This is a genomic window from Glutamicibacter nicotianae (assembly GCF_016907615.1).
Classification (GTDB): domain Bacteria; phylum Actinomycetota; class Actinomycetes; order Actinomycetales; family Micrococcaceae; genus Glutamicibacter; species Glutamicibacter nicotianae.
Genome location: NZ_JAFBCH010000001.1, coordinates 677,042 through 698,084, shown reverse-complemented (window position 1 = coordinate 698,084; position 21,043 = coordinate 677,042). Strand labels below are relative to the sequence as shown.

The following is a 21,043-nucleotide window of genomic DNA, read 5'->3' as shown; positions in this document are numbered from 1 at the left end:
CGCTTGCCCTATAGCAGTGGCACCCAGCTCGGTCGAGCTATTTCAGGAGCCATCGCCCAGCAATGAGCCCACGTACAACGAAGCCCCGGAGCGGTCTTATAATCCGCTCCGGGGTCTGTCGTACAAACTCTTACGAGCCGATTGCGTTCACGGCTTCAACGATCGAAACTTCTGGATGCTGCTTCCGGTATTCCTTGACAGCTTTTGGATCGATGCCATCGGCAGCGCCTGGCCTGACTTCCTCCTGCTTGCCTCCGAAGAACGCCAGGATCATAATGGCCCACGCTCCAAAGATCGCCGGCACGAGCCAGATATCAAGCAATACAAAGGCGACAGCTGCCGCCGCGAGGCAGGCGAACACCAATGTGTATCTGAGGTTCTGTTTCATTTTGCCCCTACTTTCTCGCCCCTAATTAGGTGCAGGCCTTCTTGACAGCCGCAATGCCGAGCAGTTCGGCTCCCAGCGCAGCGGCTGCACCACCGAGCGCCTTCAGCTTCTCGTGGGAGAAGCTTGCTCCCCACATGAGCTTAATTGCCTTGGTCACACCGCCCAAAGAATCCATCAGCTTCTTAATCTTCAGGATCTTGGCAACCGGGATTGCGGTGGTGCCAATTGCCAGCAGAATGGCACCCGAGCACTCTAGGAAGCCAGCGGGTTTGCCCACAAAGATACCACCGATAGTCGATGGCTTCTCTTGGAGGTTCTGAGCCACCCAGAGTCGTGTCGCCTCGTCTCCCTGGAGAAGAACCGACTCGGGGATCTGGTCGATCGCCCGCAACAACTCTTCAACCTGCTGGGCCTCGCCGACAGACGAACCCACTACAGAGGTGACGGGCTGCGCCGGAAGTTCCGCAACTCGTGGCGCGGCATTAGCCGGACCGATAATTGTCATCATGAGCGCCGAAGCCACCATGACTGCAGTTTATGCACCAACCGCTTTTCGAATTTTCAATTTTCCTCCAATGAGATATTCATGCCAACTAGGACTTTTACAGCTTCTCATTAATAAAGCGAATTGTATATCATCCAAAAACACGAAGGTTGGGTGCTTGACTCCGAGGGACAGAAGTGCTTTTGAAGCAGTTCTTTGCTCCCTTGGGGTAAATCCGATTCCACCATTCGGCGACACTCGTGCCACGCGTTGGGCGCGCGGCTGATCTAATTGTTCTTAGATGAAATTTCTAGCAATCGCGGGGCTTTCGGAATGCCGACGCAGAGTGGTGCAACCATTTCGGCGAGCGGGTCGCACAGCGCGTGAGCAAGAGCGTGCAGGTTTCAGGGAAAGACGATCGTCGCAAATCAGCCAGGCGGGTTACCAGAGATCGCAATATTAGCCATCGACAAGACGCGCATGGGCTTCACCATCGTGGTAGCACTTTCGATCATTTATAAAATTCAAAAGCGAAATCGACAGGTAGGGCCGCCGGATACTCTCCACGATCTAACCTGACTTGAATAATTTTAGTTCTTTCCCCATTGCTGAGCGAGATCTTAACCGTGAGGTCAAAGATTTCGATCCGCTGATACGACAATCCAGGAGAGATGTCTTTCATCTCGGTTTCTTAGCTGCCCAGATCCTGCAGCAGTTCGACCCAAAAATCGTGGATTTTAGGTTCCAGATTCAACGGAGGTAATTCCTGGATCCACGCTGGCCTAACGGTGTAGCCCGCTCGGAGTAACAGGGATTCAATGTCGGACCTACTAGCTTCACGGGAGCATGGAACCCACTCGTTGTAAACTTTAACAGCAACGTATCCTAATTCAGTGACACTAAACCCACTCAAGTAGGAAATCGCCCTGCGTTCGTTCGAGAGCAGAGAGCTCCATGAACAGATGGCCAAATCGAAGATCTTTCTTGAATCCCTAAATCTGGTTGATTGCGTTCTTGACGTAATTAGGGCATTTCACAACCCGTGTAAGACAGTGGGACGTAACTACGCCAAACGACTTCGTATCGCTCGTATTGTTTCGATAATCAATCACTGTGCGCACAATTACGCTATCGCGTGTTACACAATGACGCTTCCAAAGAAAATCAGTGCAGGTTACGTTTTTCATGAGGCTGGCTCCTTTGCGCATGGTCCCTCATTTGGTCGGCCAACCGCAGGTAGCAAAGTCTTACACCCACGTTATGACAGGCGTCCAGTTTTGGCGCCGCGCCCCTAAATAGCAATCACCTCGCTGCCATCCCGGCCTCGGTGGCAACACCCGTATCATTGGTTAGACAGGGACAAGACACCATTCCGAGGCTGGTCGGCCGACAGTCCCCATGATCCCCTTGTTGGGGGGGCTATCAAAAAGAACGGGCTGCCGAACGCGCTACGCGCGCTTGCCCTCAGGAAGCCGGGCACAGAGAAAGATCCCCTTGCTGCTGGATGCGGCAAGGGGATCTCTTCGGGTTAGGCTCAGCGGATCTGGACATTGCTCGTCTCGTCCCATTCGACGAACGAGCCGGCGTTACCTACTACCCTGAAGTGCTGGTCTTCGAGTGGTGCCGGTAGTTGGTGAAAGCAAGGATCAGCGCTGCGAGCAGCAGTACTCCGCCGACAGCCCATCCAACCACGGCGTAGTCAGTAAGCTGAGGGACCCGAGGCAAGTTGATCGCGGCTACCGCAAGGAACAGAAACACCACTGCGGTGCTCTTCCTGGCGGCAGACGAATTGCTAGGTTGCTTTGTCATTAGCCGTTACCTTTCTCGTGCCTAACTGACACCGCTTAGGCACTGTCCTACGGATGCGCCAGCAACAGCGGGGAAACCAGCTACGCAGATGATGCAGTCTGTTCCAACGGTAACAGCACAAAGAGAACCGGGGTTTTGCCTTGTCCTGCGCTAGTTCGCGAAGGTATCGGTGAGTTTGCCCTTGGCATCCCACAGTGCCAGCGAATCGCCGGCATTGTTCAAGATGCCCGGACCATCCATGTAGAAGGCTTCTTCGCTATTGGTGCCCGGACCCGAGTACACGCGCAGCTGCTCGTCTGGCTCAAGCTCGTATCCCTTGCCGATTTCCAGGATGTTGTTGGCGGCATCGCGAATGACGTAGCCGCTGACATCGATGGTGCGCTTGCCGGTGTTCTCCAGGATCACGTGCTCGCCATTTTCCGGAGCGACGTCGTTTCCAGGCACGTCGTTGACAGCGTCGGCAATCACCACGCCGTTGTTGGCCGGGAAGTCCTTCTGTCCACCGATATGGCGGTTAATCTGCGTTGGGAAGTCGCCGGTGATCCGCTCGACGCCCAGAGCCATGGCATCGTCGGCAGCTTCGGTGGCGTTGACCGTGTAGACGCCCAGGCCCAAGCCTGCGTCTTTCACGCGCTGGGCACCGGCAGCATCAAGCGTGCGGTAGTTGGTGCCGAAGGAGTCAGCATAGGTCGCGTAGTTTGCCAGTTCCGCGGCAGTTGGCACGGTTCCGGTCAGCTGCTGCAACGGAACTTCTGGAGCCAGTTGGGCGAAGATCTGGTTGGATGCCGCGTCGAAGCTGAGCACCTCGATCTTGTTCGCGTCGGCGAGCGCCTTCCACTCCGGATCCTCGGCCAACGCGTCCGCTACCAACTTCTCCACGCCAGGGGACTTGGCTGGATCCTTGATTTCGATGAAGACACCGGTGCCACCGGCCAGTGCACCTGGGACCTCATCGAAATGCGGAATCTTGGTTCCCTTGAACTCGTCCGAGAAGTAGGATCCTGCATCGAGCTGCTGCAGTTCTTCCCAAGTGAATGACGTGATGGGATCATTGACGCGGTCAGGGAATACCTCTGCCACGTTCGTGGTGCGCGAAGGAGTTCCATCATGGAAGATGAACGGCACCCCGTCCTTGGACAGTTGCACGTCGATCTCAATGAATTCGGCGCCGGACTGGCTACCTGCCTTAATGGCTGGCAAAGTGTTCTCCGGGGCCACGCCTGCTGCTCCGCGGTGGCCGATGATCAGTGGATCGGAACCAGTCGGTTCAATCGGTGCGGCGCCTGCAGGAGCGGCCAAGGTGACGGCCAAAGCCAGGGTTGCTGTGCCGAGGGTGATTTTGCGCAGTTTCATGGAGCTCTTCCGTTGGTGACATTGATGTACACCGGCCATGCTTCCGCTCGCTAATGACAGCGGCGGCACACTGAGCTAAATCAGAGATTAACCTTTGCTACTCAATCTCATGCAAGCTGAACTGTGTTTCGAGATTCGTTCCGTTCAATTCAAGATAGATTTGCCCCTCGGTCACCGAGACGGACATGGTGTTGCGACGTGTCAATGCCTGGGTTGCCGCATCGACGAACTTGGGGTCGAAGGAACGCACCATGATCTGTTCCGACTGGTGGATCGTCTTTCCACGCCAGGAGGCCAGAAGCTTGGCAGGGTCGCGATGCGTGTAGACCGCGGTGCGCCCTGCCCGCTTGCTTCCCGTATGCAACCGAGAGGCATCAGGAGCACCCACTTCAATCCACGCGGTGATCAGGCCGGTCAGGTCCTTGACCAAGATGGCAGGCTCTTCTCCGGTGGAAACGCCTCCGGCCGAGAAGGCGATGCCTTCCTCATATTCGAGGCAGTAGGCCAGCACGCGGGTAACCAGATAGGCATCGGTTTCCGAAGGGTGCTGCGCAACCCGCAGGGAAAGATCCTCGTAAACCCCGCGATCCACATCAGCAAGCTGGATTTCAAAGGTGTGCATAGTCGCGCCGATAGCCATAGTCATCGAGTTTACCGCGAATGCCATGGCCCGTCCGACGAGCAGCCGGCTTTCTAGGCTTTCGCCCCGCGGCTTCGAACTACGAAGAAACCTGCCAGCGAAGACAAGCTGGCCACGGCTGCAACTATGCCAACCAGCAGATTCCCGCCAATCGAAAGTACCGAAAACGCAGCAAAAAGGATCGCGGAAACAATGAACAGGGTTTTCATAACTAGACCCTAACTGACCCAGCGCGCAAATGATTGATCTAACCAGCAGGTGGGAACTTTCCATCCAGGTCTTTGAGCCATTGGCCAAAGAGCTCAACAGCATCGGGCATATAGCTGCCGGGATTCCGCTCAATGTCTGCCAGCAGCTCACGATGCTCCATCCAGCGTCCGCTAGCGACTTCCTCAGCTTGCAGGCTGAGCTCCCCGCGGGCAACCGTCCAATACCGAAAAGCCCGGTACCGGGTATGCGCATCTGCGTAGTTCTCTGGTTCCAAGCGCACGAGCTCGCTGTCGATGCCCAATTCTTCCTGAGCTTCGCGTATTGCTGATTCATCGGGATCTTCGCCTGCTTGAATCACACCGCCAGCGGTGAAGTCGAGGAGTCCGGGGTACACGTCTTTGCTCATCGTGCGCTGATGCACAAAGACCTCGCCCTGCGGGTTGAACACCAGAATCCCGGTAGCGCCATGGCGCAGATTTTCCGCTCTGACGCGTGAGCGCGGGGCTTGCCCGATTACCTGCCCGTGCTCATCGAATAACGCTGCTTGTTCTTCCACGATTCATTTTCCATCACGGGCCTTGGTGCCGCGCAGCATGCCGGCAACCACCAAGGCGAAAGTTCCCACGAGCACCAGCAGCCAGAGACCCAATGCGTAGGAATTGGTTTCAGCATGGTAGGTGGCGCCCATGGCCAGCGGCGGGAAGTAACCGCCCAGGCCACCGGCAGCCGCCACGACACCGGAAACCGCGCCAACCTTTTCCGGAGGTGTCGACGGGCCTATCCAAGCGAAGACCGCGCCCATTCCAAGGCCCATGGCCGAAGCCATCAAGATGAAGATAACACCGGTCAGGATGCCTTCAGCAGGTTGCTGTCCAACAATATAGGCGAGCGAAACGATGCCGGCCAGCGAAATCAGCGCAATGACTTTCGGACCGAATTTGTCGGCCAGCACGCCGCCGACAGGTCGAGCAATCACTGCGGCCACAGCGAACAACGCCGTACGCGTACCGGCACCGATCGGGTCGACATTCTCCGGGTAGATGGTCATCAGGTATTTGGGCAAGAAGGTCGAAAATGCGACAAAACCGCCAAAGACTATTCCGTAGAGGAAGGACATTTCCCACGTAATAGCCAGCTTCAATGCACCGAAAACCTTCGGGAACAGCGGTTGGCTGCTCGGCTTCCATGCCGGAGACTCGCGCATCAAGAACCACACCAGGATCGCGGCGGCGAGCAGAAGACCGGCCAGGAACAGGTGGGTTCCCCAGTAGCCGAAATCTTGTAGCAGACGAGGTGTCTGGAAGGCCGAAATGGCGGTGCCAATCATTCCCATGCCAAAGATGCCGTTGGCGAAGCCGCGCCTATTGGCCGGATACCAGGCACTGGCGAAGGGGACGCCCACTGCAAAGATCGAACCGCCAACACCAAGGTAGGTTCCGGCGATAATCAGCAGCGCAAAACTGCCAATGCTGCCGGCGAGCGCCACCAGCAGCACCGCCGGAATCGTCGCCAGCAGCACAGCGGTGAACATTTTCCGGGCACCAAAGCGGTCAGTCAGCGCACCGGTGAAAATGCGTCCGATAGCGCCTACGAGCACCGGTGTTGCCAGCATCAGCGACACCTGTCCCTCGCTCAGATCCATCCCCTCAGCATAGAAACGCTGGATCGGTGAAATCAGCATCCATGCCCAGAAGCCCACGGCGCTTGCAAAAGCGGCCAGCAGCAGTTGGAAAAATCCTCCCCGCAAATCAGGCTCATTCACAGTGGTGTTTGCGTCAGATCCTGCGCTCATTGGACCCCCTGGTCGCACGGTTCAAGTAACGTCGAAGAGCCTTTTAAGCCAGTATTCTATTCCTTTCCATCACCGAATTGGAAGAGTTGATCCGGTTAATTATTTACCGAATGACAGGGAAAAACATTAACGGGTAATTCTGGAAAATACTCTTGAAACTCGCGATCCAAAAGGCGAAGCTAGGGATACTAGCCACAGTTGGAGGAGATCCGGCAATGAGCGATAGACCAAACCACACACAGCCTGCCACTGATGGACCGGTTGCTGATTCACTGCTTTCGATGGGAAAGTTCCTGCGCCGCGGTGACACCAGTGACGACCTGCGTGCCATGTTCCTCCAGGGAGGGCGCAAGGGCGATGTCTTCTACCGGGACCGATGGTCCCATGACAAGGTGGTGCGCTCGACCCACGGGGTGAACTGCACCGGCTCCTGCTCCTGGAAGGTCTACGTCAAAGACGGGATCATCACCTGGGAAACGCAGCAGACCGACTATCCCTCGGTTGGCCCGGACTCCCCCGAATACGAGCCGCGCGGCTGCCCGCGTGGCGCGGCGTTCAGCTGGTACACCTATTCCCCGACCCGCGTGCGCTTCCCCTACATCCGCGATGTGCTCGCCGAGCTGTACCGCAGCGCGAAGCAGGAGCATCCGGATCCTGTCGATGCCTGGGCATCGATTGTCGAGGACCCTGCCAAGGCCAAGCGCTACAAGAAGGCCCGCGGCAAGGGCGGGCTGATCCGCACCACCTGGGATGAAGCACTGGAGATCGCAAGTGCGGCGCAGGTCTATTCGGTGAAGAAGTACGGACCGGACCGCATTGCAGGCTTCTCCCCCATCCCGGCCATGTCGATGGTCTCCCATGGGGCCGGCTCTCGCTACATGAACCTGGTCGGCGGCACCATGCTCTCCTTCTACGATTGGTACGCAGATCTTCCGGTCGCCAGCCCGCAGGTTTTCGGCGACCAGACCGACGTGCCTGAATCTGCCGACTGGTGGAATTCGCAGTACCTGATCATGTGGGGCTCAAATGTGCCGGTGACCCGCACCCCTGATGCCCACTTCATGGCCGAGGCGCGCTACAAGGGCACCAAGGTGGTCACGGTGTCCCCGGACTACACGGACAACACCAAGTTCGCCGACGAATGGGTGGCCTTGCAGCCCGGCACCGATGCGGCGTTGGGCTTGTCCATGGGGCATGTGATCCTCAAGGAGCACTACGTCGACAAGCGCACCAAGGCCTTCGAGGACTACATGCGCGCCTACACCGATTCCCCGTTCCTGGTGGAAATCGATGCGGCCACGGGCACAGCGATACCCGGCAAGTTCCTTACCGCCACCGACCTCGGGCTGTCCGACGAGCAGAACGCAGACTTCAAGCCTGCCCTGCTTGATCTCGATGGCACCGCCCGGGTTCCGCGCGGCACCCTGGGCCACCGCTACTCCGAAAAGGACAAGGGGCAGTGGAATCTGGACCTGGGCGATATCACCCCTGCCCTGTCGGTCATGGACCTGGACAGCTGGGATGGCGCAACGGCAGAAATCAGCCTGCCGCGCTTCGACCTGGCACCGGAGACCGGGCAGGAGCATGCCGGAGGCTCGGGCGTCGTGCAGCGTGGCGTCCCGGTGGTGCAGCTTGCCGGGAAGACGCTGACCACGGTCTTCGACTTGATGCTCGCCCAGTACGGTGTGGGCCGCGAATCCCTTCCCGGCCAGTGGCCAACTGATTTCATGGACGCCTCCACTGTCGGCACCCCGGCCTGGCAAGAAGAGCACACCGGGGTCCCGCCAGAGCAGGCCATCCGCATTGCCCGCGAATTCGCTGATACCGCAGAGAAATCCGGCGGCCGTTCGATGATCCTGATGGGTGCCGGCACCAACCACTGGTTCCATTCGGACACGATCTACCGCACCTTCCTGGCGCTGACCATGATGACCGGCTGCCAGGGCGTGAACGGCGGCGGCTGGGCGCACTATGTGGGCCAGGAAAAGGTTCGCCCGCTCACCGGCTACCAGCAATATGCTTCGGCCGGAGACTGGAACCGCCCGCCGCGCCACACCATCGGCACCGCCTTCTGGTACCTGGCAACCGACCAGTGGCGCTACGACGGCCTGCCGGCCAACCAGCTGGCCTCGCCGCTGGCCAAGGGCCAATTCGACGGGCGCACCACCGCGGACTGCCTGGTCGAGTCGATCAAGCGCGGCTGGATGCCGGACTACCCGACCTTCAACCGCAATCCGCTGGACCTGGTGGATGAGGCCGAAGCGGCCGGCAAGGATCCGGCGGCGCATGTGGTCGATTCGCTGAACGACGGCTCGCTGTCCTTCGCCTGCGAGGACCCCGACGCCCCGGAGAACTTCCCGCGGGTCGTGCTGATCTGGCGGGCTAACATCCTCGGCTCCTCCGGCAAGGGCAATGAGTACTTCCTCAAGCACCTGCTGGGCACCGATGCGTCGGTACGCGCCCCGGAAGCTGCCGTTGGCCACCGCCCGGCGGACATCGCCTGGCACGATGAGGCGCCGGAAGGCAAGCTGGATCTGCTGGCCACCGCGGATTTCCGGATGACCAGCACGACGCTGTTCTCCGACCTGGTCTTCCCGGCGGCCACCTGGTACGAGAAATACGACCTGTCCTCCACGGACATGCATCCGTTCATCCACTCCTTCAACCCGGCCATTGCCCCTCCATGGCAGACGAAGACCGACTTCGAGCTGTTCGGGTCCATGGCCAAGCGCTTCGGCGAGTACTCCGCCAAGCACCTGGGTGTGCGCAAGGACCTGGTGGCGTCCCCGCTGCAGCATGACACCCCCGATGCCATGGCCACCGTCAAGGGCAAGGTGGCACAGGACGCCCCACTGGTTCCGGGACTGAGCATGCCCAAGCTCAAGGTCGTGGAACGCGACTACCCTAACCTCTACCGGCAGTGGAGCACCTTAGGTCCCCTGACGCAGGAACTGGGCATGGTCACCAAGGGCATCAATTACCGCGTGGGGCCTGAGATCGAGGCGCTCAAGCACGCCAACGGGGTCTCGGCCACCGGCGCGGTGCTGCTGGATACCGACAAGAAGGCCTGCGAAATGATCCTCGCCTTCTCCGGCACCTCCAACGGGCGCCTGGCCACCGCGGGCTTCAAGCAGCTCGAAGAGCATACCGGGCAGAAGCTGGCTTTCCTGGCCGAGGAGCATGAGGGCTCGCGGATTTCCTTCCACGATGTGCAGGTCCAGCCGCGTAGCGTCATCACCTCACCGGAGTGGTCCGGCTCGGAGCACGGCGGCCGGCGCTACACCGCGTTCGCGATCAACGTCGAGCAGCTCAAGCCCTTCCACACGCTGACCGGGCGGATGCACTTCTACCTGGACCACGACTGGATGCAGGAACTGGGCGAGTCGCTGCCGGTCTATCGGCCGCCGCTGGACATGCACCGGCTGTTCAACGACGCCAAGCTGGGCGCCACCGGCCAGCATGAGTCGGGCAATGCCGAGGTCGCCGTGCGCTACCTGACCCCGCACTCGAAGTGGTCCATCCACTCCGAGTACCAGGACAACCTGTTCATGCTCTCGCTCTCCCGCGGAGGGCCCACCATCTGGATGTCCCCGCAGGACGCGGCGAAGATCGGGGTGAAGGACAACGAGTGGATCGAGTCCTACAACCGCAACGGCGTGGTGGTGGCCCGCGCGATCGTCTCGCACCGCATGCCCGAGGGCACGGTGTACATGTACCACGCCAAGGACCGCACGGTGGATGTGCCGATCGCGGAGACCAGCGGCAAGCGCGGCGGCATCCACAACTCGCTGACCCGCATCCTGATGAAGCCCAGCCACCTGATTGGCGGCTACGGCCAGCTGGCCTGGGCGTTCAACTATCTCGGACCCACCGGAAACCAGCGCGACGAGGTCACCACGATCCGCCGCCGCAACCAGGAGGTGCAGTACCGATGAAGGTCATGGCCCAGATGTCCATGGTGATGAACCTGGACAAGTGCATCGGCTGCCATACGTGCTCCGTCACGTGCAAGCAGGCATGGACCAACCGCACCGGCGTGGAATACGTCTGGTTCAACAATGTCGAGACGCGTCCCGGCGTGGGCTACCCGCGCACCTACGAGGACCAGGAGAAATGGCGCGGCGGCTGGACGCTGAACAAGCGCGGCCGGCTGACCCTGCGCGATGGCGGGCGCTTCAAGAAGATCAGCCGCATCTTCTCCAACCCGAAGCTGCCCGAGATCCACGACTACTACGAGCCGTGGACCTACGACTACGACATGCTGCTGAACTCGCCCTCCGGCGAACACACCCCGGTAGCCACCCCGAAGTCGCTGCTCACCGGCAAGGATATGAAGATCGGCTGGTCGGCGAACTGGGACGACAACCTGGGCGGCTCGCTGGAGACCATGGACCAGGATCCGCTGCTGGCCAAGATGAGCGAAGAGGTGAAGGCCGAATACGAGAAGGCCTTCATGTTCTACCTGCCGCGCATCTGCGAGCACTGCCTGAACCCCTCTTGCGTGGCCTCCTGCCCCTCCGGGGCGATGTACAAGCGGGCCGAGGACGGGATTGTGCTGGTGGACCAGGACGCCTGCCGCGGCTGGCGGATGTGCGTCTCGGGCTGCCCGTACAAGAAGGTCTATTTCAACCACCGCACCGGCAAGGCCGAGAAGTGCACCTTCTGCTACCCGCGCGTGGAAGTCGGGCTGCCGACCGTCTGCGCCGAAACCTGCGTAGGCCGCCTGCGCTACCTCGGACTGGTGCTCTACGATGCCGATGCGGTAGCCGCCGCGGCCAGCGTCAAGAACGAGCACGAGCTGCTCGACGCCCAGCGCAATGTCCTGCTGGACCCGAACGACCCGGCAGTCATCGAGGCCGCCCGCGCCGAAGGCATCCCGGAAGACTGGATCGCCGCCGCCCAAGCCAGCCCGATCTGGAAGCTGATCCGCGACTACCAGGTAGCCTTGCCGCTGCACCCTGAGTACCGCACCATGCCGATGGTCTGGTACATCCCGCCGCTGTCCCCGGTAGTGGACGTGGTCACCAATACCGGCAACGACGGCGAGGATGCCAACAACCTCTTCGCCGCCATCGACAAGCTGCGCATCCCGATCGGCTACCTGGCCGAGCTGTTCACCGCCGGGGACACCGCCCCGGTGGACCTGGCCCTGCGCAAGCTGGCAGCCATGCGCTCCTACATGCGCGGCATCTCGCTGGATGATGTGCGCGACGAGTCCATCGCGCTGGCGGTGGGAATGGACGGGCCGGCCATGGAGGAAATGTACCGGCTGCTGGCCATCGCCAAGTACGAGGAACGCTATGTGATCCCGCCGGCCCACGCAGAGCAGGCGCACGACCTGGAGGAAATGGGCTGCTCGCTGGACTTCGAGGGCGGCCCTGGCATGGGCGGGGCAGGCCCGTTCGGTTCCTCGTCGGGCGACTCGGTGCCGGTGGCGGTGGAGAATTTCCACTCGCTGAAGAACCGGCAGACCGCGGACCGGCCTTCCAGCCCGGGACGCGTGAACCTGCTGAACTGGGACGGCAACGGCCGGCCCGAGGGACTCTTTCCACCGGAGGATGAAAAGTGATTCCACGACTGTTCAACCGGGGCACCCCGCGCCGCCGGCTGCCGGGCGCCCTGGAACCGGTGTCCATGGCCCGCGGGGAACGCGCCCAGGTGCACATGCTGGTCTCCCTGCTGCTGGATTACCCGGACGCGGCATGGTTCGCCCGGCTGCCCGAACTGGAGCGCCATCTGGGCGCGGTGCCGAAGCCGCTGGCCGGCCTGCTGGCCGAATTCATCGATGCCGCCACCGAGCTGGGTGCCGCCGAGGTGCAGCGCCGCTACGTGCAGACCTTCGATTTGAAGCGCAAGTGCAGCCTGTACCTGAGCTATTTCGCCACCGGGGATACCCGCAAGCGCGGCACCGCGCTGGTGACCTTCATCGAGGCCTACCGGGCCGCGGGCTGGGAATTCGAGGCCGAGGAGCTGCCGGACTATTTGCCGGCCGTGCTGGAATTCTCCGCACGCAGCGATGACCCGATCGCCGAGGCACTCCTCGCGGCGCACATCGAGGGCATCGAGGTGCTGCGCGCGGCACTTGAATCCATGGACAGCCACTGGGCTGTCCTGGTCCGCTGCATCACCCTGTCCTTGCCGCCAGTCGACCAGGAAACCCAGGAACGGGTGCTGGCCCTGGTCAGCGAGGGACCGCCGACGGAAACCGTCGGTCTGTCCTTCCTGGGAAATCTTCCGCCATTCAACCCGAGGGGGAACGGATGAGTACGTCAGCGATTCTACTCTGGGTCGTACTGCCCTATGCCTGCGCGGTGGTGTTCATCGTCGGGCATATCTGGCGCTACCGCTACGACAAATTCGGCTGGACCACGCGGTCGAGCCAGACCTATGAGAACCGGCTGCTGCGCTGGGGCTCGCCCATGTTCCACCTGGGCATCCTGATGGTGATCGCCGGGCACGTGGTCGGCCTGCTGATTCCACGCGAATGGCTGTACGCCATCGGAATCAACGAGCATATCTACCACCTCGGGGCCACTTGGCTCGGTACCGCGGCGGCCATCCTGACGCTGGCCGGCTTGGCGATCCTGGTCTACCGCCGCCGCACGGTAGGGCCGGTGTTCCTCGCAACGACCCCGATGGACAAGATCATGTACGTGTTCCTGGGAGCCACGCTGTTCTTCGGCACCTTGGCGACGGTCGTGTACCAGGTCTTCGGGCCTGGCTATTCCTACCGCGAATCGATCTCGCCGTGGGTCCGGCAGATGATCATCTTCCAGCCGCACCCGGAAATGATGCTGGAGGTGCCGCTCTTCTTCCAGCTGCACGTGATCACCGCTTGCCTGTTGTTCGCTCTGTGGCCGTTCACCCGGCTGGTGCACGTGTTCTCGGCGCCGATCCCGTACTTCTTCCGCCCCTACATCGTGTACCGCTCGCGGGATGATTCCCGCGGCGCCGGCAGCCGTCCGATCCGCCGCGGCTGGGATCCAATCACCACGCCGCCGCAGCCCCGCGGCCGGCGCAGCCGGTAGTACCGCGGGTTGCCGGCTGTCCGGAGAATTGCGATTCCGGAGAGGCTGCGAGCAGCCGGACTAGGCTATTCGTCCGGGTGCTCGTCAGCCCAGCGGTGGGCGCGCGAGACCAGCTGCTCGGATAAGCCAGAAAGCTCACCCTTGCCGCTGCCCATGGCCAGTCCGAGCAGGAAGGTGCTCAACGGGGCTGCCGGCCGGGCAACCTCGTGGGCTACATGCTTGGCAACATCAAGCACGGTGGCGATGTCAACCTCGCCGGAGTCCAAGCCCAATTCCTTGGCGGCTGCTTCCAGCCAATCGTTCAATGCTTCTGGCGGCAGATGCTGTGCCATGGCTTCCCTTCGGTTCATGCGGGCGCTTTCCAGCGCCTGCGGCGTATCGATGTCACTGCTGATTCCATCATCCACCTGCACCCGCGCCAACTGCAGCTGATTCAAAGCCCGGCGCACCGGGGCATTGACCAAGTCCGCGCCCAGCTGGGCGCAGATGGCCGCCAGTGCCGAAGTGCGGTAGATTCCTGCCAGCCATTGGGTGTGTCCTTCCGCGTCAACCAGCAGCAGGCCGTCGTCTGCGCGTTGCCCGAAGCCCCTGAGCAGCGCGCTGGCCACAGCGACCGGCCGTTGCAGGTCGCAAGCCAAAACCATGGTCCATTCCGCGTGGACGCTGCCAGCAAGTTCGGCAAGCCCGGCGGCGATTCCCGCCAGCGGACCGGCAAATGGCGGGTCCTCCCGGACGACTGAATCGGCTTGGATACCGGTGGATTCCGGACCGATCACAACCACTCGTCGTGCGCCGGTTTTGCGGGCCGCGGCGACCACGCGGTCAACCAAGCGCTGGCCGTGCAGCTGGATTTCAGCTTTGCCCTCGCCACCGAGACGCGTGCCCCTGCCGCCGGCCAGCACCAGGGCGTTGAAGCCGAGAACCTGTGCGGCGCTCATGGGATCATCCTCAGTACTTCGACCTCATCGCCCGGATTGACCCGGTCGATGCCCGCCGGGACCAGGGCATAGCCTTCGGCGGCGCCGAAACCGCCCACCGAGTGGGAGATGCTGCTGGCTTGGACTGCCGGGGCGCACCGCAATTGTTCCCCATGCTCGAAGACCACCGGGATCACCTGCAGGCGTCCCGCCGCAGCTTTCCAACCCACCGCGGCGATAGCACGCAACGTTGGGCGCAGCACCTCGCCGTGCCCTTGCATGGCCCGCAGGCACGGGCGCACGAACAATTCGAAACTGACCGCAGCGCTGACCGGGTTGCCCGGCAGCGCGAAGACCATCGCGCCAACCTGCAAGCGTCCAGCGCATTGCGGCTGGCCGGGGCGGATCTTCACCCGGGCCGCCTGCACCCCGGGTTCGGCATCCAGCACCTGGCGCATCACGTCATAGGCGCCCGGGCCGACTCCCCCGGTGCTCAGGATGGCGTCATGCGTGGAGCCGAGCTCCTCCAGCTGTTCGCGGACCGCGCCGATGTCATCCACGCAGTGCACCACGGTGGTTGCCTGGATCCCGGATTCGGCCAGCAGCCCTGCCATGAGCAGCGAGTTGGTTTCCGGGATCTGCCCGCGCGACAGCGCTGTGCCGGGTTCAAGCAATTCCGCTCCGGTGATCAGCACCGCCACCCTGGGAGCGGTGCGCACCGGCAAGCGGCTGGCCCCGGCGGCCGCCAGGGCCGAAAGACGGGCGGCGGTGAGCTGTTCGCCGGCATGGGCCACCGGCTGGCCTGCGGCTTTGTCCTCGCCGCGGCGGCGCAGGTCCTTGCCCGGCTGCACCGGCACGTGAATCTGCACGGTCGCCGCATCCCAGCCGGTCACCGCGGCGGAGGTGTCCTCGATGCGCACCACCGCATCGGCATCACTCGGGATCGGGGCACCTGTCATGATCTTCACGCACTGGCCCGGTTCCAGTTTCGGGTCCCAGCCGCTTCCGGCCGGCACTTCGCCAATGACGTCCAGCGCAACTGGCGCCGCAACGGTATCCACGGAGCGCACCGCATAGCCGTCCATGGCCGAGTTGTCCCATAACGGCAGCGGATGCGTGGAGCGCACATCCTCGGCCAGCACCGCGCCGTGCAGTGCGGCGAAGCCTCCAGCCACCTCAATCCGCCGCGGGGCCAACGGCACAACCTGCGACAAAAGCCGCTCACGGTGCACTTCAAGTTCCACTGGTTGGATGCCGGTACTCATGGTTGCTCTTCCTGGATGCTCATCGGATGCTGTGCTGGCAAGGTGGCCGCCACCGCACGCACAAAGCGGTTGGCAGGTTCAGCGAAAACCTGCTGCACTGTTCCCTGCGCAATGATTCTTCCGCGCTCCAGCACCAGCAGGTCATCGGCGAGCGCCAGGGCATCGGCGGCCGAATGCGAGACGACAATGGCGCTGGTTCCGGTGCGTTCCAGCTCTTCGCGCACCAGGGCACGCATGTCCATGGCCGCTTCGACATCCAGCGAAGCGAACGGCTCGTCGATCAGCAGGATCTTGGGCGCGGCGGCCAAGGCCCTCGCCAGCGCGATGCGCTGGCGCTGGCCGCCGGAGAGGGCCTCGGGCCGGTGCGTGGCTATTTCTTCCAAGCCCAGCCGCGCGATCCATTCGGCGGCCGCGGCCTTGGCGGCAGCCTTGTCCAGTCCCCCGGCCCGGGCGCCGAAGGCGATGTTCTTCAGCGCATCCAGGTGCGGGAACAGGTGCGGGTCCTGGCCCAGCAGGCCGACCTCGCGCAGGTGCGGCGGGCGGTGCTGCGTCTTATCGGCCAGCACGGTGCCGGAGAGCTCGATGCGCCCGGCGGCAATCTTCTGGATCCCGGCGATGGCATGCACAATGGTGGACTTGCCTGAGCCGCTGGGTCCCATCATCGCCAGCGTGCTGCCGGCAGGCACCTGGAATTCGACGTCCACGTCGAATCCGGTGCGCGGCACGCGCAGGGCAACCTCCAGTGTCATTTCACCGCTCCCGGACGCCAGGCGCGCACCAGCAGCAGCACCACCACGGCGGTGGCCAGCAGCAGCAGCGACAGGGCGACCGCGGAATCCCGTCCGGTGCCGGCCCCGTTGAATGCGGTGTAGATGGCCAGCGGCATGGTCTGGGTAATGCCCGGCGCGTTGCCGGCGAACAGCGCGGTGGCCCCGAATTCGCCGATGGCCCGCGCGAAGCACAGGATCACCCCGGCTACCAGGCCCGGGGCGGCCAGCGGCAAGGTGATGCGGGTGAGCACCATCCAGCGTCCGGCGCCCAGGGTGGCGGCGGCTTGCTCGTAGCCGGCGCCGGCGGCTCTCAGCGAGCCCTCCACGGAGAGCACCAGGAAGGGCAGGGCCACGAAGCTCTGGGCGATGACCACCGCCGCGGTGGAGAAGGGCAGGGTGATCCCCCACAGGGAATCGATGAATTGGCCGATGGGGCTGGTGCGTCCGAAGAGGAAGAGCAAGGCGACGCCGCCTACCATCGGCGGCAGCACCAGCGGGACTGCGATCAGCGCCCGCAACAGCTGGGCTATCCGGGCCGGGCTGCGGGCCATCAGCACCGCCAGCGGCACGCCAAGCAGCACGCACAGCACGGTGGCCGCCACCCCGGTGCGCAGGCTCAGCCACAGCGCCGAAAGGGCCTGGGGGCTGGTTGCATCGTCCACCAGCGTGGACCAGCTGGCGCGCGTGATCAGCGCCAGCAGCGGAAGCACCAGCAGCCCGACGCCCAGCAGGGCCGGCGCGATGGCGAAGCCGGGAACCCGTACCCCGGTATCGCTAGCCATTGGCCTGCTCAGCGCCGGTGCCGAAGCCGTGCTCGGCAAGGATCTGCTGGCCGCGCTCGCTGATCACGAAATCCATGAACGCCTGCGCGCCGGGATTCTCGCCGAGCGTCGTAATCGGATAGGTGTTCACTACGTCCTCGGCTCCGTCCGGGACAATCGAGGCGACGTTTTCTTCGTTGAGCACATCGGTGGCGTAGACCAGCCCGGCATCCGCTTCGCCGGCGGCCACCTTCTGCAGCACCGCGGTGACGTTCTGCTCCTCGCTGGCCGGGGTCACCTGAACCCCTTGGTCTTCGAGCAGCTGGCGGGAGGCCGAGCCACATGGCACCTGCTGCGCGCACAGCACCGTGGTGGCCTGCGCCAGGTTATCGAGCGAATCGATATCCGCCGGGTTGTCCTGCGGCACCGCGATCACCAGGGTGTTGCTGGCAAAGATCACCGGCTCGTGGCCGAACCCGGCCTCGGTTACCTCGGACATGTTGCGTTCATCGGCCGAGGCGAAGACGTCCACGTCGGCGCCTTCGAGGATCTGCGTGGCCAGGGTCGAGGAGCCGTCGTAGGAGATGCTGGAAATCTGCACCTCGGGGTGTTCTGCGCTGAATTCTTCGGAGATCTGCTCGAAGGCGCTTTGCAGGGAGGCCGCCGCGGAGATGGTGATGGGTTCGGCTGCTGCATTCTCGGAAGGCGCGCTGGCCGAACAGCCCGCCACCGCCAGCACGGCCACCGCCAGCCCGGCAAGGGCTCGGAACCGTGGGAAAGGGCGGTGCTGCATGGGTTCTCCTTGAAATCGGGGCTGGTGCCAATGCTACCGTCGCACCTGCCATGCCGATCCATTTGCGTAGCTGATTTGTTACTTTCAGGTTAACCGTCTTCCACGCGAGGATGCCGGAAGCTACTGTGGAGAGTATGAAAGCACAAGCGGCCGGCGCTCTGGGCGATGCCCGTGGACGGCCCCTGCACGACCTGCGGATCTCGGTGACTGACCGCTGCAATTTCCGCTGCGTGTATTGCATGCCCAAGGAGATCTTCGGGCGCGATTTCGTCTTCCGCGAGCGCTCCGAGCTGCTCAGCTTCGAGGAAATCGAGCGGCTGGCTCGTATCAGCGTTTCGCTGGGGGTCACCAAGCTGCGCCTGACCGGAGGCGAGCCGCTGCTGCGCCGCGGAATCGTGGACTTGGTTAGCATGCTTTCGAAGCTGAAGACCCCCGAGGAACAGCCGGTGGATTTGGCGATGACCACCAACGGCTCGGCGTTGCCGGTCATGGCCCAGCAGCTCAAGGACGCGGGGCTGCGCCGTGTCACCATCTCGCTGGATTCTCTGGATGACGAGAAGTTCAAGGCGATCAATGACGTGGATTTCTCTGTGTCCCGGGTGCTGCACGCCATCGATGTGGCTCAAGAGGTGGGCCTGGGCCCGGTGAAGATCAATACGGTGGTCAAGCGCGGGGTCAACGATTCGGAGATCCTGTCGCTGGCCGAGCATTTCCGCGGCACCGGTGCGATCCTGCGCTTCATTGAATACATGGATGTGGGCACCACCAACGGCTGGAAGCTGGACGAGGTGCTGCCCTCTTCCGAGGTTGTGGCCATGGTCAATAAGCGCTGGGCGCTGGAACCGGTCAGCAAGACCGAGCCGGGTGAAACCGCCAACCGCTGGCGCTACACCGACGGCGCCGGGGAAATCGGCGTGATCTCCAGTGTCACCAATGCCTTCTGCGGCAATTGCTCGCGCGCCCGGGTCTCGGCCGAAGGCCAGCTATACACCTGCCTGTTCGCCGGCTCCGGTTATGACCTGCGCGCCCTGATGCGCGACGGCATCAGCGATGAGGAGTTGGCCAACGCACTGGCCGGACACTGGCGCAAGCGCGATGACAACTATTCGGAACTGCGCGCCGCACTGACCCCGGGCAACCGCAAGCGCATCGAAATGTCCTACATCGGGGGCTAGCCCATCGATTTCTGCCCGTCCAGGGATTCGCGGATGATGTCCGCATGCCCGGCGTGCTGGGTGGTTTCCGCAATGATGTGCAGCAAAGTGCGGCGCACCGACCAGTGCGTGTCGGTGAACCACGGGGCGGAGGGCAATTCGTAAACCGTGTCCAGGTCGATTTCTGCCAGCAGGGCATCGGTCCGCTCGGCTATCAGGGCGTAGTTTTCCAGGAGCTCGTCCAACGTCTCGTGTGGCTGCATGTTGAATTCGTTCTGGAAGGCTTCGATCATCTCCGAGGTCGGTTCGGAGAAGTCAATGCCGTCCCAGGCCATGGCGGCCCGTCCTTTGACCATGAATTCCTGCCATTGCTGCTCGACTCCGGTCACGTGCTTGATCAGCCCGCCGAGGGTCAGCTCGCTGACGGTGGTTCGAGTGGCTGCCTGCTCATCGGTGAGGTTCTGGGTGGTGAACCGCAGGAAATGCCGGGCATTGGCAAGGGCCTGGAACAGGTCGGCGCGTTCCCCGGTGAGGGTGGTGTTGGTGTTGACCATGGTGCTCATGGTTTCCTCCTGGCATAAGCTGCAGCGGGTATTTCCAGCTGGTAGTAACCAGAGTAGAAGCTAAAAGTGCCAGTTTTTGTCCTAAATCAAGGCAGACTTGTTGCATGAGTACCAGTACAAGATTCTTGCGCTTGCTGTCCCTGCTGCAGACCCACCGCTACTGGTCCGGGGACGAGCTGGCCGAACGCCTGGACGTCAGCCTGCGCACCGTTCGCCGCGACATTGACCGGTTGCGCGACTTGGGCTACCCGGTGCAGGCGGATCGCGGTGTGGGCGGCGGCTACCAGCTGTCTTCTGGCGCCGCACTGCCTCCGTTGGTGCTTGACGACGAGGAAGCGGTCGCGCTGGTTGTCGGACTGCAGTCGACGGTCCACGGCGGCGAGGATGCGCTTGCGGAGGCGGGGCTACGTGCCCTGTCCAAGGTGGTCCCGGTGCTGCCGTCCAAGCTCCGGCAGCGGGTGCAGGCGCTGGCTTCCAGCACCGTCCCGCTGAACTCCCCGTCGTCCTCACCTGATCCCGTGGACCCGGCAGTTCTGGTGGCTTTTGCCCAGGCATGCCGCGACCATGAGCGAATCGCCTTCGACTACAAGGATGCCAAGGGAGTTGCGAGCTCGCGCAGGGTCGAGCCGGCCCAGTTGGTGAATGTCGGCAACCGCTACTACCTGGTGGCCTTTGATCTGGATCGCGATGATTGGCGCAGCTTCCGCGTGGACCGCGCCGAGAACGCAGATCCGCGGGCGTTGCGCTTTGCGCCGCGGCAGATCCCCGGCGGCGATGCAGCCCAGTTTGTCCGCAATGGGCTGCGCGGCTCCGGAGTGCAACCAGTCAGCGCACGGGTGCACGCCAGCGCGAAAGCGCTGGCACCCCTCATTGGCCGGTGGTTCGAGATCGATCCGATCGATGACCGCAGTTGCATGGTGCGCACGGAGAATGCCGACTTGCGGTGGGCGGCTTTCGGGCTGGCGCTAAGCGAAGCGCCGGTCAGCGAGGTGCAGCCAAAGGAATTGCGGGAGTTGCTGTCGGAATGGTCGGCCAGACTTGCACAAGAGCCTGGCACGTAGAATTACAGCTGTCGAAACCAGCTAGCTGCTGTGCTCGCCGAAAAATGCCGTACGA

Annotated in this window: 19 protein-coding genes; 6 read left to right on the top strand and 13 right to left on the bottom strand. The window is 62.5% G+C overall.

Annotated features, from left to right (window positions below):
• Positions 1 to 130 precede the first annotated feature (130 nt).
• From JOE62_RS03480 to JOE62_RS03450, 7 genes are all read right to left on the bottom strand, one after another.
• On the bottom strand, positions 131 to 388 hold the full coding sequence (locus JOE62_RS03480; protein WP_204720377.1) for a hypothetical protein: 258 nt from the start codon (positions 386 to 388) through the stop codon (positions 131 to 133).
• 25 nt (positions 389 to 413) lie between these two features.
• Positions 414 to 914 carry a hypothetical protein gene (locus tag JOE62_RS03475; protein ID WP_204720375.1) on the bottom strand — a complete coding sequence of 167 codons (501 nt, stop codon included), beginning with the start codon at positions 912 to 914 and terminating at the stop codon, positions 414 to 416.
• 1,551 nt (positions 915 to 2,465) lie between these two features.
• Positions 2,466 to 2,681 (bottom strand): hypothetical protein, encoded by a 216-nt coding sequence (locus JOE62_RS03470; RefSeq protein ID WP_204720373.1) that lies wholly within the window; start codon positions 2,679 to 2,681, stop codon positions 2,466 to 2,468.
• Positions 2,682 to 2,831: 150 nt separating this feature from the next.
• Positions 2,832 to 4,034 carry a glycerophosphodiester phosphodiesterase family protein gene (locus JOE62_RS03465; RefSeq protein ID WP_204720371.1) on the bottom strand — a complete coding sequence of 401 codons (1,203 nt, stop codon included), beginning with the start codon at positions 4,032 to 4,034 and terminating at the stop codon, positions 2,832 to 2,834.
• Positions 4,035 to 4,131: 97 nt separating this feature from the next.
• Positions 4,132 to 4,674, bottom strand: coding sequence for a YaeQ family protein (locus JOE62_RS03460; RefSeq protein WP_204723201.1), 543 nt, complete (start codon positions 4,672 to 4,674; stop codon positions 4,132 to 4,134).
• Positions 4,675 to 4,921: 247 nt separating this feature from the next.
• Entirely contained in the window at positions 4,922 to 5,440 is a 519-nt protein-coding gene (locus tag JOE62_RS03455) for an NUDIX domain-containing protein (RefSeq protein WP_204720369.1), read from the bottom strand.
• 3 nt (positions 5,441 to 5,443) lie between these two features.
• Positions 5,444 to 6,676 (bottom strand): MFS transporter, encoded by a 1,233-nt coding sequence (locus JOE62_RS03450; RefSeq protein ID WP_204720368.1) that lies wholly within the window; start codon positions 6,674 to 6,676, stop codon positions 5,444 to 5,446.
• Positions 6,677 to 6,891: 215 nt separating this feature from the next.
• Here JOE62_RS03450 and JOE62_RS03445 point away from each other — a divergent pair, with 215 nt between their 5' ends.
• From JOE62_RS03445 to narI, 4 genes are read left to right on the top strand one after another with little or no spacing between them, the layout of a single operon-like run.
• Positions 6,892 to 10,611, top strand: coding sequence for a nitrate reductase subunit alpha (locus JOE62_RS03445; protein WP_204720366.1), 3,720 nt, complete (start codon positions 6,892 to 6,894; stop codon positions 10,609 to 10,611).
• Positions 10,608 to 12,245: a nitrate reductase subunit beta gene (narH, locus tag JOE62_RS03440; RefSeq protein ID WP_038992366.1), complete on the top strand. Its 1,638-nt coding sequence runs from the start codon at positions 10,608 to 10,610 to the stop codon at positions 12,243 to 12,245. Before JOE62_RS03445 ends, narH begins: the two co-directional genes overlap by 4 nt.
• A complete protein-coding gene (gene narJ / locus JOE62_RS03435) occupies positions 12,242 to 12,940 on the top strand; it encodes a nitrate reductase molybdenum cofactor assembly chaperone (protein ID WP_204720364.1) in 699 nt (232 codons plus the stop codon). Before narH ends, narJ begins: the two co-directional genes overlap by 4 nt.
• Entirely contained in the window at positions 12,937 to 13,704 is a 768-nt protein-coding gene (narI, locus tag JOE62_RS03430) for a respiratory nitrate reductase subunit gamma (protein WP_204720362.1), read from the top strand. The genes narJ and narI overlap by 4 nt, the downstream gene beginning before the upstream one ends.
• Positions 13,705 to 13,769: 65 nt before the next feature.
• Here the strand turns inward: narI and JOE62_RS03425 are convergent, their stop codons facing one another.
• The 5 genes from JOE62_RS03425 to modA are packed head-to-tail and all read right to left on the bottom strand — an operon-like array spanning position 13,770 to position 18,210.
• The gene (locus tag JOE62_RS03425; protein ID WP_204720360.1) at positions 13,770 to 14,642 is read right to left on the bottom strand and encodes an NTP transferase domain-containing protein; all 873 of its coding nucleotides are present in this window, start codon (positions 14,640 to 14,642) and stop codon (positions 13,770 to 13,772) included.
• On the bottom strand, positions 14,639 to 15,886 hold the full coding sequence (locus JOE62_RS03420) for a molybdopterin molybdotransferase MoeA (protein ID WP_204720358.1): 1,248 nt from the start codon (positions 15,884 to 15,886) through the stop codon (positions 14,639 to 14,641). Before JOE62_RS03420 ends, JOE62_RS03425 begins: the two co-directional genes overlap by 4 nt.
• The gene (locus tag JOE62_RS03415) at positions 15,883 to 16,635 is read right to left on the bottom strand and encodes an ATP-binding cassette domain-containing protein (RefSeq protein WP_204720356.1); all 753 of its coding nucleotides are present in this window, start codon (positions 16,633 to 16,635) and stop codon (positions 15,883 to 15,885) included. Before JOE62_RS03415 ends, JOE62_RS03420 begins: the two co-directional genes overlap by 4 nt.
• A complete protein-coding gene (locus JOE62_RS03410) occupies positions 16,632 to 17,438 on the bottom strand; it encodes an ABC transporter permease (RefSeq protein ID WP_204720354.1) in 807 nt (268 codons plus the stop codon). The genes JOE62_RS03415 and JOE62_RS03410 overlap by 4 nt, the downstream gene beginning before the upstream one ends.
• Positions 17,431 to 18,210: a molybdate ABC transporter substrate-binding protein gene (gene modA, locus JOE62_RS03405; RefSeq protein ID WP_204720352.1), complete on the bottom strand. Its 780-nt coding sequence runs from the start codon at positions 18,208 to 18,210 to the stop codon at positions 17,431 to 17,433. The genes JOE62_RS03410 and modA overlap by 8 nt, the downstream gene beginning before the upstream one ends.
• A 134-nt stretch (positions 18,211 to 18,344) precedes the next feature.
• Here modA and moaA point away from each other — a divergent pair, with 134 nt between their 5' ends.
• On the top strand, positions 18,345 to 19,385 hold the full coding sequence (moaA, locus tag JOE62_RS03400; RefSeq protein ID WP_204720350.1) for a GTP 3',8-cyclase MoaA: 1,041 nt from the start codon (positions 18,345 to 18,347) through the stop codon (positions 19,383 to 19,385).
• Here the strand turns inward: moaA and JOE62_RS03395 are convergent.
• Positions 19,382 to 19,927 (bottom strand): DinB family protein, encoded by a 546-nt coding sequence (locus JOE62_RS03395; RefSeq protein ID WP_204720348.1) that lies wholly within the window; start codon positions 19,925 to 19,927, stop codon positions 19,382 to 19,384. The two genes, moaA and JOE62_RS03395, sit on opposite strands and share 4 nt — an antisense overlap.
• Positions 19,928 to 20,031: 104 nt before the next feature.
• Between JOE62_RS03395 and JOE62_RS03390 the strand changes: the two genes are divergently transcribed.
• Positions 20,032 to 20,988 (top strand): helix-turn-helix transcriptional regulator, encoded by a 957-nt coding sequence (locus JOE62_RS03390; RefSeq protein WP_204720346.1) that lies wholly within the window; start codon positions 20,032 to 20,034, stop codon positions 20,986 to 20,988.
• Positions 20,989 to 21,043 lie beyond the last annotated feature (55 nt).